This window comes from Nonomuraea solani (genome assembly GCF_900108335.1).
Classification (GTDB): domain Bacteria; phylum Actinomycetota; class Actinomycetes; order Streptosporangiales; family Streptosporangiaceae; genus Nonomuraea; species Nonomuraea solani.
The window spans coordinates 1-14,416 of sequence record NZ_FNVT01000016.1 but is presented as its reverse complement, the minus strand read 5'-3'; the positions used below and the strand labels follow the sequence as shown (position 1 = coordinate 14,416).

The window sequence follows — 14,416 nt, the reverse complement described above, 5'->3', positions numbered from 1 at the left end:
TTTTCCCTGGATGACCACTCAAGTGCACAGGAGCCTCGATGCGGCGGCTGGTGGCAGCGCTCCTCATGTTCGCGCTGTCGGCGTGCGGCGCCGGAGCCGGTGAGGAGCCCGCGCCCAAGGCCACCCCGCCGCCGTCCAAACCGGAGTTCACCCGCAAGGCCATCGCGCTGTCCTGCGACGACACCCAGGTGCGGGTGCCCGCCACACTGCCCGGCCTCGACCGGGCGGGCTCGTTCAACCGGCTCGACTCGCTCGCCAAGCCGCTCAAGGTCAAGGGCGTGATCTGGAGCCACAACGACGAGCGCGTGTACGCGGGCGTGGTGTGCGGGGCGCGGACGGCCGAGCAGTTCGCCACGCTGGTGGCCAGGTCGGCGCTGACGGTCTACCGGGGCAAACCTGCGCTGCACTGGACCACGCGTACGGGCCTGCGCAACTTCATGTGGCTGGAACGGCCGGGCACCGCCGTCTACGTCGCCGCGACGCCCGGCCTCAGCGCCGAGATCAAGCCGATGGCCGCCGACATCAGCGCGTCGTAGTTTTCAGCGCGCGTCGGAGAGGAGCTTGTTGAGCCGGCTGACGCCTTCCACCAGGTCGTCGTCACCCAGCGCGTAGGACAGGCGGAAGTAGCCCGGCGTGCCGAAAGCCTCACCCGGCACCACCGCGACCTCGGCCTCCTCCAGGATCAGCTCCGCCAGCTCCGCCGACGACCGGGGCCGGCGGCCGCGCAGCTCCTTGCCGATCAGCTCCTTGACCGACGGATACGCGTAGAACGCCCCCTTCGGCTCCGGGCAGAACACGCCCGGGATCTCGTTGAGCATCCGTACCATCGTCTGCCGCCGCCGGTCGAACGCCGTACGCATCTCCGCCACCGCCGACAGGTCGCCGGACACGGCCGCGAGCGCCGCCATCTGGGCCACGTTCGAGACGTTGGAGGTGGCGTGCGACTGCAGGTTGGTGGCGGCCTTGACCACGTCGGACGGGCCGATCAGCCAGCCCACGCGCCAGCCGGTCATGGAGTAGGTCTTGGCCACGCCGTTGAGGATCACGACGCGGTCGCCCAGCTCGGGGACGGCCGTGGCGATGCTGGTGAACTCGGCGCCGCCGTAGACCAGGTGCTCGTAGATCTCGTCGGTGACGACCCACAGGCCGTGCTCGGCGGCCCAGCGGCCGATCGCCACGGTCTCCTCACGGGAGTGGACGGCACCGGTCGGGTTGGACGGCGAGACGAACAGCAGCACCTTCGTACGGTCGGTGCGCGCGGCCTCAAGCTGCTCCACGCCGGCGAGATAGCCGGTGGACTCGTCGGTCACGACGTCGACCTGAACGCCCCCGGCCAGCTTGATCGCCTCGGGGTAGGTCGTCCAGTAGGGGGCGACGACCAGCACCTCGTCGCCCGGGTCGAGCAACGTCGCGAACGCCTGGTAGACGGCCTGCTTGCCGCCGTTGGTGACCAGCACCTGCGACGCCTCGGCCTGGTAGCCGGAGTCGCGCCGCGTCTTGGCCGCGATGGCCTGCTTGAGCTCGGGGAGGCCGCCGGCGGGCGTGTACTTGTGGAAGCGGGGGTCGCGGGCCGCCTCGATCGCCGCCTCGACGATGTAGCCGGGCGTCGGGAAGTCGGGCTCGCCCGCGCCGAAGCCGATGACGGCACGGTCGGCCGCCTTCATCGCCTTCGCCTTGGCGTCCACAGCGAGGGTGGCGGACTCGGAAATCGCGGAAATTCTCGCGGAGATGCGGGATCGGGTGGACATGCCTCCATGGTCCCACGTGCGTGTGACCTGGGCGATCAGGTTTTGGTTCGACGTACCGGGCAAGTACCCGTATGCTTTCGCCTGGTCCTTCCGCCGCATGTCGGCGAGCGGTTCGGTCCAGGCAGTGGGTCGATCAGGGTAGTCTGGTCAACGACATAGGGCACTGGCGCAATTGGTAGCGCACCGGTCTCCAAAACCGGCGGTTGGGGGTTCGAGTCCCTCGTGCCCTGCGAGTGCGGTCCGCGCAATAATAGGCGTATAAGCGCGCCGCGAAACTGCGTTGGATACGACGGATCAGGTGAGGACTGTGGCGATCGACACGCGCGGCGAGACCGCAGACAAGCCTAGTGGCGAGAAGAAGACACGCACTTCTCCTGCCCTCTTCTATCGGCAGGTCGTCAACGAGCTTCGTAAGGTCATCTGGCCGACACGCAAGGATCTCATCACCTACACCACGGTCGTTCTGATATTCGTTCTGATCATGGTTGCGATCGTGTACGGGCTTGACGCCGCCCTGGGGTGGGCGGTCCTCAAGGTCTTCGGCGGTAGCTGACCTAGACGCCGCCGGTGTCGCCTGACGGAGTGTCCATTCGATCCCAGGCAAACGACAGAGACGAAAGAGGAAGAGACACCGTGTCCGAGTCTTCAATTCCGGCGGACGAGTCCCGCGACGAGTGGGGCGACGAGCTGGAAGAGGCCACTGAGGAGTCCGCCGAGGCGGCTCTCGAAGAGGCCGAGGTCGAGGAGAGCGACGAGGAGGCCGAAGAGGCCGACGACGTCGAGCCTTCCGAGGTCGAGGACGAGGCGGAGCTTCCCGACGTCGATCCTGTCGAGGAGTTCAAGAGCTCCCTGCGCGGCCTGCCCGGCGAGTGGTACGTCATCCACTCCTACGCCGGCTACGAGAACCGGGTGAAGTCCAACATCGAGAGCAGGAACGTCTCGCTCAACATGGAGGACTACATCTACCAGGTCGAGGTGCCGACGCACACCGTCCAGGAGTTCAAGAGCGGCAAGAAGGTGCCGGTCAAGGAGCGGGTGCTGCCCGGCTACGTGCTGGTGCGCATGGAGCTGACCGACGAATCCTGGGCCGCCGTGCGCAACACGCCCGGCGTGACCGGCTTCGTGGGCCTGTCCAACAAGCCGAGCCCGCTCAGCCTCGACGAGGTCGCCAAGCTGCTGGCGCCGGAGCCGACCGAGGAGACCAAGAAGACCTCCGCCAAGGCGGCCTCCGGTCCGACGGTCGAGTTCGAGATCGGCGAGTCCGTCACGGTCATGGACGGCCCGTTCGCCACGCTTCCGGCCTCGGTCAGCGAAATCAGCCCCGAGTCGCAGAAGCTCAAGGTGCTCGTCTCCATCTTCGGCCGTGAGACTCCGGTGGAGCTCTCGTTCAACCAGGTCTCGAAGATCTAAGACGATCACATACACTTAGACGTTCGGCCGGCCGCCTAAACGCGACCAGCGAGAAATCCGCAACACGGACCGCCGCCCGGTTCAACCGGCCCATCGGTGGGTGGCAGTCCGCTGAGCGGGTTCCTTGCTGGCGGGGCGGCCTCCGACATGTCCGGACCCGCAATCCGACGGGCTGGATGCATCGCAATCAGGACCCGGAGAAGGACTAATGCCTCCGAAGAAGAAAATCGCCGCACTGGTGAAGGTCCAGCTCCCCGCTGGCCAGGCCACCCCGGCGCCGCCGGTGGGTACCGCCCTCGGTCCCCACGGCGTCAACATCATGGACTTCGTCAAGCAGTACAACGCTGCCACGGAGTCGCAGCGGGGCAACATCATCCCCGTTGAGATCACCATCTTCGAAGACCGCAGCTTCACCTTCGTCACGAAGACGCCCCCGGCGCCCGAGCTGATCAAGAAGGCCCTGGGCATCGACAAGGGCAGTGCGGTCCCGCAGCGCGACAAGGTGGGCAGGCTCAGCCGCGAGCAGCTGCGCAGCATCGCCGAGACGAAGATGCCCGACCTCAACGCCAATGACATCGAGGCGGCCGAGAAGATCATCGCCGGCACCGCCCGGTCGATGGGCATCACGATCGCCGAGTAAGACCTTTCCCAGTAGTTCGTGGGAGGGCCGCATGAACCCGGCCCGGACACCACTAGGAGTATGAAATGCAGCGCAGCAAGGCGCACAAAGACGCGGCCGCCAAGATCGACCGCGACAAGCTCTACGGGCCCGTAGACGCCGTGAAGCTGGCCAAGGAGACGTCGACCACCAAGTTCGACGCCACCGTCGAGGTCGCGCTCCGGCTGGGCGTCGACCCTCGCAAGGCCGACCAGATCGTGCGCGGCACGGTCAACCTCCCGCACGGCACCGGCAAGACCGCCCGGGTCCTGGTCTTCGCGACCGGTGACCGTGCCGAGGCGGCCCGCGAGGCGGGCGCCGACATCGTCGGCGCCGACGAGCTGATCGACGAGATCGCCAAGGGCAACCGGCTCAACGAGTTCGACGCCGTGGTGGCGACGCCCGACCTGATGGGCAAGGTCGGTCGCCTGGGCCGCGTGCTCGGCCCGCGTGGCCTCATGCCCAACCCGAAGACCGGCACCGTGACGCCCGACGTCGCCAAGGCCGTGACGGAGATCAAGGGCGGCAAGATCGAGTTCCGCACCGACCGGCAGGCCAACCTGCACTTCATCATCGGCAAGACGTCGTTCGACGAGCGCCAGCTCATCGAGAACTACGCGGCGGCGCTGGACGAGGTGCTGCGTCTCAAGCCTTCGGCGGCCAAGGGCCGTTACCTGAAGAAGGTCACCTTCTCCACCACCATGGGCCCCGGCGTCCCCGTCGACCCCAACGTCACTCGCGGCCTCACCACCGACCTCGAGGGCTAGTTCTCTTTTTCGAAGTTCTCTTTTTCGAAGGCCCCCGCCCGGTTTCCGGGTGGGGGTCTTTTCTTTCTTTTACGGCGGGCCGTGGCGACCGCCACCCGCCGCACGTGGCTGAGGGCCTCCAGGAATACGCCCTCTGACCCGCACATGGCCGGCCACCGCAACGCGCGCCAAGCCGGCCCCCTCCTCCCTGCCCACGACCCACGACCTCCAGCCCTGGGCGCCCGTCCTGACACCGGACATCGGCTCCCCGGCATCGGGCCATCAACCTCCGACCCCCTACGGCCCACTTCCTGGCCGGGCCCTGGTTCCAGAGCCGCCGGCCAGCCGGTCCACCTCGCCGGCGTCGAGGAGCTGACGGATGACGCTGCTGCCGGCCAGGACGACGATGTCTCCTCCCTCCTGCCGGCGCAGTCGCTTGACGACGGTGGCCAGTGGCGCGTTGTCCCCGTCCCCTCGCTCCAGGGTGCTGGAGAAGACGATCTGGAGCTGGTGCCGCCGGGCATGGCGGACGGTCTGCGCTGCCGCTTGTTGTCGGCGCTGGCCTTCACCGGCGCCCACAGCGACCGCGACGACGACAGCCGGTGCCAGGCGAGCGAGGCTCCCCGCCTGGGCGACGAGTGAGACGACGCTGGCCTGCGCGCCCGCTCTGCTCATGCTGGGCGGCATCGTCCCGCTTCCGGCGTCTCCGCACGCTCTGCGGCCGGCTCGCAGCCCTTGGCTCGGCGTGCCTGCCTCTGGGGCGGCGGCTTTGGGGTGCCTCTGGCGGTGGTTCGTTGCCCTCGAATTTGCGCCTTTTTGAGGGGTGGGATGTCGTGCGTGTCGTTGCTGATCAACGGGGATATGTGTGGGAAGCGTGCAGGGCGTGTGGGGGATAACCCTGGGTTTTCCCTTATTTGTGCGGGGAAGGCGCCACGGCAAGCGAACTTAAAAGTAGGGTCAAGACATGCTGAAGCGCACGATAAGTATGACTGCGGCCGGTGCCGCGCTCGTCGTGGCCGCGGTCGCCGGTTGCGGATCGAACGCCCAGCCCATCCAAGTCAACCTGGCCGCCTCAGAGGTCCTCGCGCAGGCCGCGCAGAAGACCGCCGAGGTCACCAGTTACACGGTCGACGCCGTGGTGAACGTGACGCATCCCCAGGAGGGCAACGGCAAGGTGCAGGGGCGCATGCTCTACCAGAGCAAGCCTCAGCTCTCCGTCGACCTCACCCTGGACAGTCTCGACATGGGGGGCCAGAGCCTGCCGGGCGGCATGCGTGCCGTACTGCAGGGCGACACGGTCTACGTGAAGGTCGAGGCGCTCAAGGATCTCCTGGGTGCCACCAAGTCGTGGATCAAGGTCTCGCTGAGCGAGATGGGTGGTGGGTCGGCCGAGGTGAACCAGTACCTCAGTCAGATCCAGCAGTTCGATCTGGGCAACATGACCAAGCTGGTCACCGCCTCGCAGGACGTGAAGTCGGTCGGTACCGAGAGCGTCAACGGCGAGGACAGCACCCACTACAGCGGTACGTTCCCCGTGGACGTCGCCGTGCAGCAACTGCCCGCCGACAAGCAGGAGCAGGCCAAGGCCGGCCTGGCCGAGCTGAAGGACGTCAAGTTCGACATCTGGGTGGCCGCCGACGGGCTGCCGCGCAAGCTCGCCCTGAACGGCTCCAAGGAGGGCGCCACGCTCGACGCCACCCTGTTCTTCAAGGGATACAACGAGGCCGTGAACATCCAGGCCCCGCCGGCCGACCAGGTCGGGGAGCTGCCGAAGGGCACGACCAACTGAGAACGATTTGGAAACTCGGCGGCCAGCACGTAGTCTGGTCGATGCCAAAGACCGCCGGTCGTCGTCAGGTGCCTCAAAGCCTGTCGACCGAAGGATCCACGTCATGTGGACGGCCCGCGCAGGTGTGATACGAGTTTCCCACATGGACTGATTCATGTGAGTGAAGCCCCGTGCGCCCTGCGCCCGGGGCTGTTCTCATTTCTACGGGCCTTCGCCGGCGGCACATCTGGAAGGAGGCCCATGGCGAGGGCGGATAAGGCGACAGCGGTTGCCGAGCTCAAGAGCGAGTTCGAAGGCAGCGCTGCCGCCGTTCTGACCGAGTACCGCGGTCTCACCGTCGCTCAGCTCAAGGAGCTGCGCGTCTCTCTCGGTGAGAATGCGAAGTTCGCCGTGGCGAAGAACACCCTGACCAAGATCGCGGCCAACGAGGCCGGTCTCGCGGGCCTCGACAGCCTGCTCGCCGGTCCGACCGCGATCGCCTTCGTCAACGGCGACGTTGTCGAGGCGGCCAAGGGTCTGCGTGACTTCGCCAAGGCCAATCCCCTCCTGGTGATCAAGGGCGGCGTCCTCGACGGTAAGACGCTCGACGCCTCCGAAATCACCAAGCTCGCTGACCTCGAGTCCCGCGAGGTTCTCCTCGCGAAGCTTGCCGGTGCGCTCAAGGCGAAGCAGAGCACTGCTGCCGCGACGTTCGCCGCGCTGCCCACGCAAATGGCTCGACTGGCCGAAGCCCTTCGCGCCAAGCGCGACGAGGCGGGCGAGTAACACGGGGGTTGCCGCAGCTACCGCGGTCCCGTTCCTAGTTTTCTGCAAGTCCTAAACGTAAGGAAAGCATCATGGCGAAGCTCAGCACCGACGAGCTGCTCGACGCGTTCAAGGAGATGACCCTCCTCGAGCTGTCCGAGTTCGTGAAGCAGTTCGAAGAGGTCTTCGACGTCAAGGCCGCCGCCCCCGTCGCGGCTGTCGCGGCCCCCACCACCGGTGGCCCCGCTGCCCCCGAGGCTGAGGAGCAGGACGAGTTCGACGTCGTCCTCGAGGCCGCCGGTGACAAGAAGATCCAGGTCATCAAGGAGATCCGCGCCCTCACGTCCCTGGGCCTCAAGGAGGCCAAGGACCTGGTGGACGGCGCTCCCAAGAACGTCTTCGACGGCAAGGTCAACAAGGAGCAGGCGGAGAAGGCCAAGGCTGCCCTCGAGGGCGCCGGCGCGACCGTCACCGTGAAGTAATTCACGCGACAACGCTCTTCGAAAGAGGCGGTTACACCCTGGTGCCGGGTGTGCCGCCTCTTTTGCATTTCTGAGGGGCCTCAGGAAGTTCTCATGTACGTCTCATCGCCCCGCCAAACGGCCTGCCTAACGTGCCGGGTGTGGTCATCCAAGCGAAGTCTCGTTGGGCGCTGGCCGGGCTGCTCCTCGGCACCGGCGTGCTCTATCTCTGGGGCCTGGGCGCCTCGGGGTGGGCCAATTCCTTCTACTCGGCGGCCGTACAGGCGGGAAGTCAGAGCTGGAAGGCGTTCTTCTTCGGAGCCTCCGACGCCGCCGGCGCGATAACCGTCGACAAGACGCCCGCGTCGCTGTGGCCGATGGTGCTCAGCGTGCGGCTGTTCGGGCTCAGTTCGTGGGCCATCCTCGTGCCCCAGGCCCTCATGGGGGTCGGTGCGGTGGCGATGGTGTACGCCTCCGTACGCAGGCTGTTCTCCGCCTGGGCGGGGCTGCTGGCCGGGGCCGTGATGGCGCTCACGCCGGTGGCCGTGCTGATGTTCCGGTTCAACAATCCCGACGCGCTGCTGGTGCTGCTGCTGACCGTGGCCGGATACTGCGTGATCCGGGCCCAGGAGCGCGGCTCCACGCGATGGCTGGTGCTGGCCGGGAGCGCGATCGGGTTCGCGTTCCTGGCGAAGATGTTGCAGGCGTTCCTGGTGCTGCCGGGGTTCGCGCTGGTCTACCTCGTGACGGCGCCGGTGGCGTTCTGGCGGCGGGTGTGGCAGTCGCTGCTGGCCGGTGCCGCGCTGGTGGTGTCGGCCGGGTGGTGGCTGCTGGCGGTGGCGCTGGTGCCCGCGTCCGAGCGGCCGTACATCGGGGGCTCCCAGAGCAACAGCGTGCTGGAGCTGGCGCTCGGCTACAACGGCATCGGACGGCTCAACGGCGGCGACTACGGCGGGCTGGGCAACCTCAACCAGCAGGCGGGGTGGCTGCGGCTGTTCGACACCGAGGCGGGCGGGCAGATCTCCTGGCTGCTGCCGGCGGCGCTGGTGCTGCTGGTGGCGGGCATGTGGTTCACCCGCCGGGCGCCCAGAACCGATCCGGTACGCGCGGCGCTGTGGGTCTGGGGGAGCTGGCTGATCGTGACCGGGCTGGTGTTCAGCCTGATGCAGGGGATCTTCCATGCCTACTACACCGTGGCGCTGGCGCCGGCCATCGCGGCACTGGTGGGCATGGGAGCGGCCGTGCTCTGGGAACGGCGGGCGCACCGGCTGACGGCCCTGGTCGTCGCCGGGACGGCCGGGTGGTCGTACCTGCTGCTGGCGCGCAGCGCCGACTGGAACCCGTGGCTGGGCGTCGCGGTCCTCGTGGCGGGGCTGGGAGCGGCGCTGGCGATGCTGTTCTCGCGGCGGCTCCTGGCCGTCGTCGTGGTCGCGGTGGTGGCCTGCCTGGCCGGGCCGGCCGCGTACGCGGTGGACACGGCCGCGTCCGCGCACACCGGGGCCATCCCGACGGCCGGACCCTCCACCGGCGGGGGATTCGGACGACCGGCAGGCGGCGGCTTCCAGCGCCAGAACGGCCTTCCCGGCGGGTTCCAGCGGCGGGACGGAGGCGGTCAGGCGCCCGGGGGCCGGGGCGGGATGCGGGGCGGCGGGATGGGCGGGCTGCTCAACGCCGGGACCCCGGCCGCCGAGCTGACCGCGCTGCTCAAGAACGACGCCGCCACCTACACGTGGACGGCGGCGACCGTGGGCTCGAACAACGCGGCCGCCTACCAGCTCGCCGGTGGTCGCCCGGTGATGGCCGTGGGCGGGTTCAACGGCACCGATCCCGCGCCGACGCTGGAACAGTTCCAGCGATACGTCGCCGAGCACAAGATCCACTACTTCCTCGGCACCGGTATGGGAGGCGGCAGGCAGAGCGCGGGCGGCAGCGACGAGGCGGCCAGGATCGCGGCCTGGGTCCAGGAGACGTTCACCGCCACCACGGTCGGCGGCACGACCGTCTTCGACCTCACCACCCAGAGCTGAGGGCGGCAGAATCTCGCGGTGACCGAAACCACCCCCCACACCGTCCGTTTGCACATCGCCCCCAAATCCGCCCGCTTCGCCGCCTTTCTCGTCGACCTCCTGCTGTGGGCCCTGCTCGCGATCTGGATCGAAGAGGCGGCGGAACCGGTCCTCAAAGAGGGGGACGAGTGGGTCGCGGTGCCCCTGGAGTTCCTCTGCTACCACGACCGGTTCGCGGGGACCGTGGTCGTCACGCGCCAGCGGCCGCGCGCACCTGGGCGATGACGCCGGTGTCCATGTAGTCCCTGGCGTGCACGATCCGGCCGTCCCTGACTCGCAGCACCACCAGGCTGGGGACGGTGATCGACCGCTCGCCGGCGCTGACGAGCGTCTCCTGCTCGACCACGACGACCTCCGGGTCCAGCGTGTGGTGCAGCGCGACCCGGCGTACCTCCTTGGTCTCGAACGCGGTCGCGCCCCACATCGCGCGGTAGCCCGCGCGGATCTCCTCCCTCCCCTCGTACGCCGCCAGCCCCCCGAACGGGAACTCGTGCCGCCCGTCCTCGGCGTAGAGGCCGGCCAGCTCGTCGGCCGACTTGTGGACCATGGCCGCGTGGTAGCCCGTGACGATCTCTTCGATGGACATACAAGCCCCTTCCATTTGACTCAACGAGCGTAGAGCGAAAATGACGGCTCGGTCAACGCGTGTAGAGTCAGCGCGTGGGCGAGAGGGCGGAGCGGCGGCGCAGGACCGAGGCGAGGATCCTCGACGCGGCCAGGGCGCTCTTCGGCGAAGTGGGCTACGAGCGCGCCACCATCAGGGGCGTCGCCAAGGCCGCCGAGGTCGATCCGGCCCTCGTGATGCAATATTTCGGCAGCAAACAGGAGCTTTTCCGGCACGCCGTACGAGTGGTGCCGATGGCCGAAGGGGAGCCGGACCCGCAGGAGCTGGTCGAGCGGTTGCTCGGCACGCTCGACGTCAAGATGGAGCTGCCCCAGAGCTCGCTGGCCATGCTGCGGTCGATGCTCACCCACCCCGAGGCCGCCGCGTCGGCGCGCGAGGTGCTCGGCCAGCAGATCGACCGGTTGGCCGGTTCGATCACCGGTGACGACGCCCGCCTCCGGGCGGCGCTGATGACGATGGTTTTGCTCGGCGTCACCGTGGGGCACCAACTGCTGGAGCTCGACGAACTGCGCGGGGTGCCGCAGGACGAGGTCGCCCGGCTGCTGCGACCGGCCCTGCGCGCGCTTACTGGACCCGACGTCTCATAACCGGCCGGTAACAAGCTATTGGATCCGGTTCCAATCTTCCGGAACGCCGCTACGGTGATGGGACGTGTGATCCCCGGAATACTCGCTGCGACCGGGAAGGTGACAGTGGGCGTCGAAGTCGTGGTCGACGGACTGACCAAGTCGTTCGGCCGGCAGGTCATCTGGGAGGACGTCTCGCTCACGCTGCCCGCGGGCGAGATCTCGGTGCTCCTCGGCCCCTCGGGCACCGGCAAGTCGGTCTTCCTCAAGACCCTGGTCGGCCTGCTCAGGCCCGATCGCGGCCACATCTGGATCGACGGCTACGACCTGGCCAACTGCAACGAGAACAAGCTCTACGAGCTGCGCCGGTTGTTCGGCGTGCTGTTCCAGGACGGCGCCCTGTTCGGCTCGCTCAACCTCTACGACAACATCGCCTTCCCGTTGCGCGAGCACACCAAGAAGAGCGAGGCCCAGGTCCGCCAGATCGTCATGGAGAAGATGGAGCTCGTCGGGCTGCTGGGCGCCGAGAGCAAGCTGCCGGGGGAGATCTCCGGGGGCATGCGCAAGCGGGCGGGGCTGGCCAGGGCGCTGGTGCTGGATCCGGAGATCATCCTGTTCGACGAGCCCGACTCGGGGCTCGACCCGGTCCGTACCGCGTACCTCAACCAGCTCATCGTCGATCTCAACGCCGAGATCGAGGCGACGTTCCTGATCGTGACGCACGACATCAACACCGCCCGTACGGTGCCCGACGGCATCGGGCTGCTGTTCCGGCGCGAGCTGGTCATGTTCGGGCCGCGCGAGATGCTGCTGTCGAGCGACGAGCCGGTGGTGCGGCAGTTCCTCAACGCCAGGCGGCACGGGCCCATCGGCATGTCGGAGGAGAAGGACATCTCCGAGCTGGAGGCCGAGGCGCAGCAGGGGCACGACCCCGGCACGCTGCCGCCGATCCCGCCGCAGCTCATGCCGACCGGCAACCGGATGCGCCGCACCCAGCGGCCGCCGGGCACCTGGCTGGCGGACAACGGGGTGATCCCGCCGCAGGGGTCGTTCGTGGACGAGCGCGGCCGTAATTGGCTGGAGGAGTACCCCCGCCTGGTCAACGCCCACTTCCACGGCATCGGATAGCGACGGGGATGTTCGAGTGAGGGAGAGGCCCTCATCGGCGCTCAGCGGGCTTCTGAGGGCCTTCTGAAGGCATTTGCGGGGATATCTGGCGGCCTTGACCGATTCGCTCGCCGAGCTGTCGGAGGCGTACGAGCCGGCTCGTGAGCGGCGAGTCGCAGAGTGATCAGAAACCGACATTCACTGCCAGACCACCTCGGTTGATTACCGGGCTGCGCGAGCAGATCTCGCGTTATGATCCGGCGACCGGCCCGGGGAGGGGTGAGCAGACGTGGCAGAACTCGCAGTTCGGCCCGCTCGCATCCTGATCGCGGGGCTCAGCGGAGTGCTGGCGGTGCTCGTCGGCACGGGCGTGTGGATCGCCGCGCAGGCGCGCGACGAACAGGGCAGGGCAGGCGACAAACAGGCCGCGCTGCTGGCGGCGGGGACCCACGCGAAGAACCTGGTCTCACTCGACCACAAGACCGTCGACGCCGACCTGCGGCGGATCCTCGACACCTCCACCGGGGCCGCCAGGGCCGAATACGCGGCCAACGCCGCCAAGCTCAAGTCCACCACGGTCGCCGGCAAGGTCGTCCAGCACGGCGTGCTCCGCGCGACCGGCCTGGTGTCGATGGCGGGCGCGACGGCCAAGGTGCTGGTCGTGGCCGACGTGGAGATCCGCTGGGAGGGCTCCAGGAGCCCGCCGCAGGAGCGGTACTACCGGTGGTCGATGGACCTGAGCAAGGTCGGCGGCGCCTGGCTGGTGGCGAAGGCGGTGCAGGTGAAGTGAGGCTCTTCACGATCGTGCTGCTGGGCGTCCTCGTGACCGCGGCGGCCGTGCTGGTGCCGACGATGTGGTTCAACCTGAGGGATCTGCGCGACGCCAACGCGGCAGGCGCGGCGGCGATGGCCGTGGCCAAGGAGGTCGCGCCCGATCTGCTCTCCTACGACTACCGGACGGTGGAGGAGGATCTGGCCCGGGCGGGTACGTACACGACGGGCGAGCTGACCAGGCACTACAAGGAACTCACCACGACGTTGGTGTCCAAGGTGAAGGAGCAGAAGATCGTGCAGACCATCGCCGTGGCGGGGGTCGGTGTGGAGCGCGCCGAGCCCGGCCGGGTAGAGGTTCTGCTCTTCGTGAACACTGGTACGGTCAAGGAGATCCCCGGTAAAGAAGGGCTCCAGCAACAGTTCACCCAGAACCGCGCCAGGTTCGTCATGGTGCGGCAAGACTCGCGCTGGCTGGTGGCGGACCTGTCCACGCTGCTGGGGACGGCTTGAGGCCCCGAGATCTCGCGGGCGCGTCGCTAGCTTCAATTGTTACCAAAAATCAGGTTTAGCGAAGCCCAAGTCAGGGGTACCTCAGTCACAGCTACACCGGTTGCCGGCATGGGTTCGGCCCCTGGTGTGACGGAGCGTTAACCGCCCCCGTTCGCGGGTATCGTCTTGGGCCTGGCGGTAGGCACTCGGTCACGCAGGGGAGAAAACCCAGCGTCCGGGCCCCTAGTCGGCTAAAAGTCGGGCTTGTGGGCTTGACGTTTCCGCCTGAACGGGCGATGCTGCGACCAACGTGGAGCATGCAGCGAGGGTGAAGTGGACAGGCGTGTGCCGTTCGGCTACACTGCCCCTTTGCGCTGCCCTTTGACGACCCGTGATGCTTGCTCACGTTGCGAGGTTGTCTGGCGTGCGTGTAGTCAGTCCGCCGCGAGCCCTCGGAAGGACATCTGTTGGCAGCCTCGCGCAACGCCTCCGCCGTACCCGCTGGTCCCCGTCGCGTCTCTTTTTCGCGCATCCAGGAGCCTCTCGAAGTTCCTGACCTTCTCGCCCTGCAGACCGAGTCGTTCGACTGGTTGCTCGGCAACGAAAAGTGGAAGGCCCGGGTAGAGGCGGCTCGTCAGGCCGGGCGCAAGGACGTCCCGACCCAGTCGGGCCTCGAAGAGATCTTCGAAGAGATCAGTCCTATCGAGGACTTCTCGGGGACCATGTCCTTGTCGTTCCGCGACCACCGGTTCGAGCCGCCGAAGTACTCAGTCGATGAGTGCAAAGACAAGGACATGACCTTCTCCGCCCCGATGTTCGTGACGGCGGAGTTCATCAATAACACCACCGGTGAGATCAAGAGCCAGACGGTGTTCATGGGGGATTTCCCGCTCATGACGCCGAAGGGCACGTTCATCATCAACGGCACCGAGCGTGTCGTGGTCTCGCAGTTGGTCCGTTCGCCCGGCGTCTATTTCGAACGTAATGTCGACAAGACGTCCGACAAGGATCTTTATGGCTGCAAGGTCATCCCGTCCCGGGGTGCCTGGCTGGAGTTCGAGATCGACAAGCGCGACAGCGTCGGTGTGCGCATCGACCGTAAGCGCAAGCAGGCCGTCACCGTGCTTCTCAAGGCACTGGGATGGACCAGCGAGCAGATCCTCGAGCGGTTCGGCCAGTACGAGTCGATGCGGGCCACCTTGGAGAAGGACCACACGGCCGGCCAGGATGACG

17 protein-coding genes, 1 tRNA gene and 1 pseudogene are annotated in these 14,416 nt (G+C 67.5%); 16 read left to right on the top strand and 3 right to left on the bottom strand.

Annotated elements, in window-relative coordinates; all coding sequences use genetic code 11:
- The first annotated feature begins 38 nt into the window (after positions 1 to 38).
- Complete coding sequence (locus C4V41_RS41170; RefSeq protein ID WP_103961457.1) at positions 39 to 536, top strand: hypothetical protein; 498 nt, start codon at positions 39 to 41, stop codon at positions 534 to 536.
- 3 nt (positions 537 to 539) lie between these two features.
- On the opposite strand, the gene C4V41_RS41165 is transcribed toward C4V41_RS41170, so the two are convergent.
- Complete coding sequence (locus C4V41_RS41165; protein ID WP_103961456.1) at positions 540 to 1,748, bottom strand: pyridoxal phosphate-dependent aminotransferase; 1,209 nt, start codon at positions 1,746 to 1,748, stop codon at positions 540 to 542.
- Between the two features lie 157 nt (positions 1,749 to 1,905).
- Between C4V41_RS41165 and C4V41_RS41160 the strand changes: the two genes are divergently transcribed.
- The 5 genes from C4V41_RS41160 (at position 1,906) to rplA (ending at position 4,583) form a co-directional block, all read left to right on the top strand.
- Positions 1,906 to 1,978: transfer RNA gene (locus C4V41_RS41160), tRNA-Trp, on the top strand.
- A gap of 77 nt (positions 1,979 to 2,055) precedes the next feature.
- Positions 2,056 to 2,301 (top strand): preprotein translocase subunit SecE, encoded by a 246-nt coding sequence (gene secE, locus C4V41_RS41155; protein ID WP_235030702.1) that lies wholly within the window; start codon positions 2,056 to 2,058, stop codon positions 2,299 to 2,301.
- An 80-nt stretch (positions 2,302 to 2,381) separates the two neighbouring features.
- The gene (gene nusG / locus C4V41_RS41150; protein WP_103961455.1) at positions 2,382 to 3,158 is read left to right on the top strand and encodes a transcription termination/antitermination protein NusG; all 777 of its coding nucleotides are present in this window, start codon (positions 2,382 to 2,384) and stop codon (positions 3,156 to 3,158) included.
- 208 nt (positions 3,159 to 3,366) lie between these two features.
- Entirely contained in the window at positions 3,367 to 3,798 is a 432-nt protein-coding gene (gene rplK, locus C4V41_RS41145; RefSeq protein WP_103961454.1) for a 50S ribosomal protein L11, read from the top strand.
- A gap of 65 nt (positions 3,799 to 3,863) precedes the next feature.
- Positions 3,864 to 4,583, top strand: coding sequence for a 50S ribosomal protein L1 (rplA, locus tag C4V41_RS41140; protein WP_103961453.1), 720 nt, complete (start codon positions 3,864 to 3,866; stop codon positions 4,581 to 4,583).
- A gap of 276 nt (positions 4,584 to 4,859) precedes the next feature.
- Here rplA and C4V41_RS61080 read toward each other — a convergent pair whose 3' ends face one another.
- Positions 4,860 to 5,237, bottom strand: a complete 378-nt coding sequence (locus C4V41_RS61080) for a dihydrofolate reductase family protein (protein ID WP_160150564.1) — start codon at positions 5,235 to 5,237, stop codon at positions 4,860 to 4,862.
- A 289-nt stretch (positions 5,238 to 5,526) separates the two neighbouring features.
- On the opposite strand from C4V41_RS61080, the gene C4V41_RS41130 reads away from it, so the two are divergent.
- The 5 genes from C4V41_RS41130 (at position 5,527) to C4V41_RS41110 (ending at position 9,847) form a co-directional block, all read left to right on the top strand.
- A complete protein-coding gene (locus tag C4V41_RS41130) occupies positions 5,527 to 6,351 on the top strand; it encodes a LolA-like protein (protein WP_235030701.1) in 825 nt (274 codons plus the stop codon).
- Between the two features lie 240 nt (positions 6,352 to 6,591).
- Positions 6,592 to 7,116 carry a 50S ribosomal protein L10 gene (gene rplJ, locus C4V41_RS41125; RefSeq protein WP_103961451.1) on the top strand — a complete coding sequence of 175 codons (525 nt, stop codon included), beginning with the start codon at positions 6,592 to 6,594 and terminating at the stop codon, positions 7,114 to 7,116.
- A gap of 71 nt (positions 7,117 to 7,187) precedes the next feature.
- Complete coding sequence (gene rplL / locus C4V41_RS41120) at positions 7,188 to 7,577, top strand: 50S ribosomal protein L7/L12 (protein ID WP_103961450.1); 390 nt, start codon at positions 7,188 to 7,190, stop codon at positions 7,575 to 7,577.
- Positions 7,578 to 7,717: 140 nt separating this feature from the next.
- Entirely contained in the window at positions 7,718 to 9,583 is a 1,866-nt protein-coding gene (locus tag C4V41_RS41115; RefSeq protein WP_235030700.1) for an ArnT family glycosyltransferase, read from the top strand.
- A gap of 18 nt (positions 9,584 to 9,601) precedes the next feature.
- Complete coding sequence (locus tag C4V41_RS41110; RefSeq protein ID WP_103961448.1) at positions 9,602 to 9,847, top strand: hypothetical protein; 246 nt, start codon at positions 9,602 to 9,604, stop codon at positions 9,845 to 9,847.
- Here the strand turns inward: C4V41_RS41110 and C4V41_RS41105 are convergent.
- Positions 9,813 to 10,208, bottom strand: coding sequence for a nuclear transport factor 2 family protein (locus C4V41_RS41105; protein ID WP_200824574.1), 396 nt, complete (start codon positions 10,206 to 10,208; stop codon positions 9,813 to 9,815). The genes C4V41_RS41110 and C4V41_RS41105 overlap by 35 nt on opposite strands.
- A gap of 74 nt (positions 10,209 to 10,282) precedes the next feature.
- On the opposite strand from C4V41_RS41105, the gene C4V41_RS41100 reads away from it, so the two are divergent.
- The 5 genes and pseudogenes from C4V41_RS41100 to C4V41_RS41080 form a co-directional block, all read left to right on the top strand.
- Complete coding sequence (locus C4V41_RS41100; protein WP_103961446.1) at positions 10,283 to 10,834, top strand: TetR/AcrR family transcriptional regulator; 552 nt, start codon at positions 10,283 to 10,285, stop codon at positions 10,832 to 10,834.
- Between the two features lie 105 nt (positions 10,835 to 10,939).
- Entirely contained in the window at positions 10,940 to 11,941 is a 1,002-nt protein-coding gene (locus C4V41_RS41095) for an ABC transporter ATP-binding protein (RefSeq protein WP_103961445.1), read from the top strand.
- Positions 11,942 to 12,209: 268 nt separating this feature from the next.
- Positions 12,210 to 12,710 carry a hypothetical protein gene (locus C4V41_RS41090; RefSeq protein WP_103961444.1) on the top strand — a complete coding sequence of 167 codons (501 nt, stop codon included), beginning with the start codon at positions 12,210 to 12,212 and terminating at the stop codon, positions 12,708 to 12,710.
- Positions 12,707 to 13,204: a hypothetical protein gene (locus C4V41_RS41085; RefSeq protein WP_235030699.1), complete on the top strand. Its 498-nt coding sequence runs from the start codon at positions 12,707 to 12,709 to the stop codon at positions 13,202 to 13,204. The genes C4V41_RS41090 and C4V41_RS41085 overlap by 4 nt, the downstream gene beginning before the upstream one ends.
- Positions 13,205 to 13,650: 446 nt before the next feature.
- Positions 13,651 to 14,416 (top strand): annotated as a pseudogene (locus C4V41_RS41080) (DNA-directed RNA polymerase subunit beta); the annotation flags it as partial.

Bases quoted from the DNA above. Each gene is read 5' to 3' on its own strand.
- C4V41_RS41165 (WP_103961456.1), bottom strand. From the start codon at position 1,748: ATGTCCACCCGATCCCGCATCTCCGCGAGAATTTCCGCGATTTCCGAG.
- rplL (WP_103961450.1), top strand. From the start codon at position 7,188: ATGGCGAAGCTCAGCACCGACGAGCTGCTCGACGCGTTCAAGGAGATG.
- C4V41_RS41130 (WP_235030701.1), top strand. From the start codon at position 5,527: ATGCTGAAGCGCACGATAAGTATGACTGCGGCCGGTGCCGCGCTCGTC.
- C4V41_RS41105 (WP_200824574.1), bottom strand. From the start codon at position 10,208: ATGTCCATCGAAGAGATCGTCACGGGCTACCACGCGGCCATGGTCCAC.
- rplJ (WP_103961451.1), top strand. From the start codon at position 6,592: ATGGCGAGGGCGGATAAGGCGACAGCGGTTGCCGAGCTCAAGAGCGAG.
- C4V41_RS41170 (WP_103961457.1), top strand. From the start codon at position 39: ATGCGGCGGCTGGTGGCAGCGCTCCTCATGTTCGCGCTGTCGGCGTGC.
- C4V41_RS61080 (WP_160150564.1), bottom strand. From the start codon at position 5,237: ATGAGCAGAGCGGGCGCGCAGGCCAGCGTCGTCTCACTCGTCGCCCAG.
- rplK (WP_103961454.1), top strand. From the start codon at position 3,367: ATGCCTCCGAAGAAGAAAATCGCCGCACTGGTGAAGGTCCAGCTCCCC.
- rplA (WP_103961453.1), top strand. From the start codon at position 3,864: ATGCAGCGCAGCAAGGCGCACAAAGACGCGGCCGCCAAGATCGACCGC.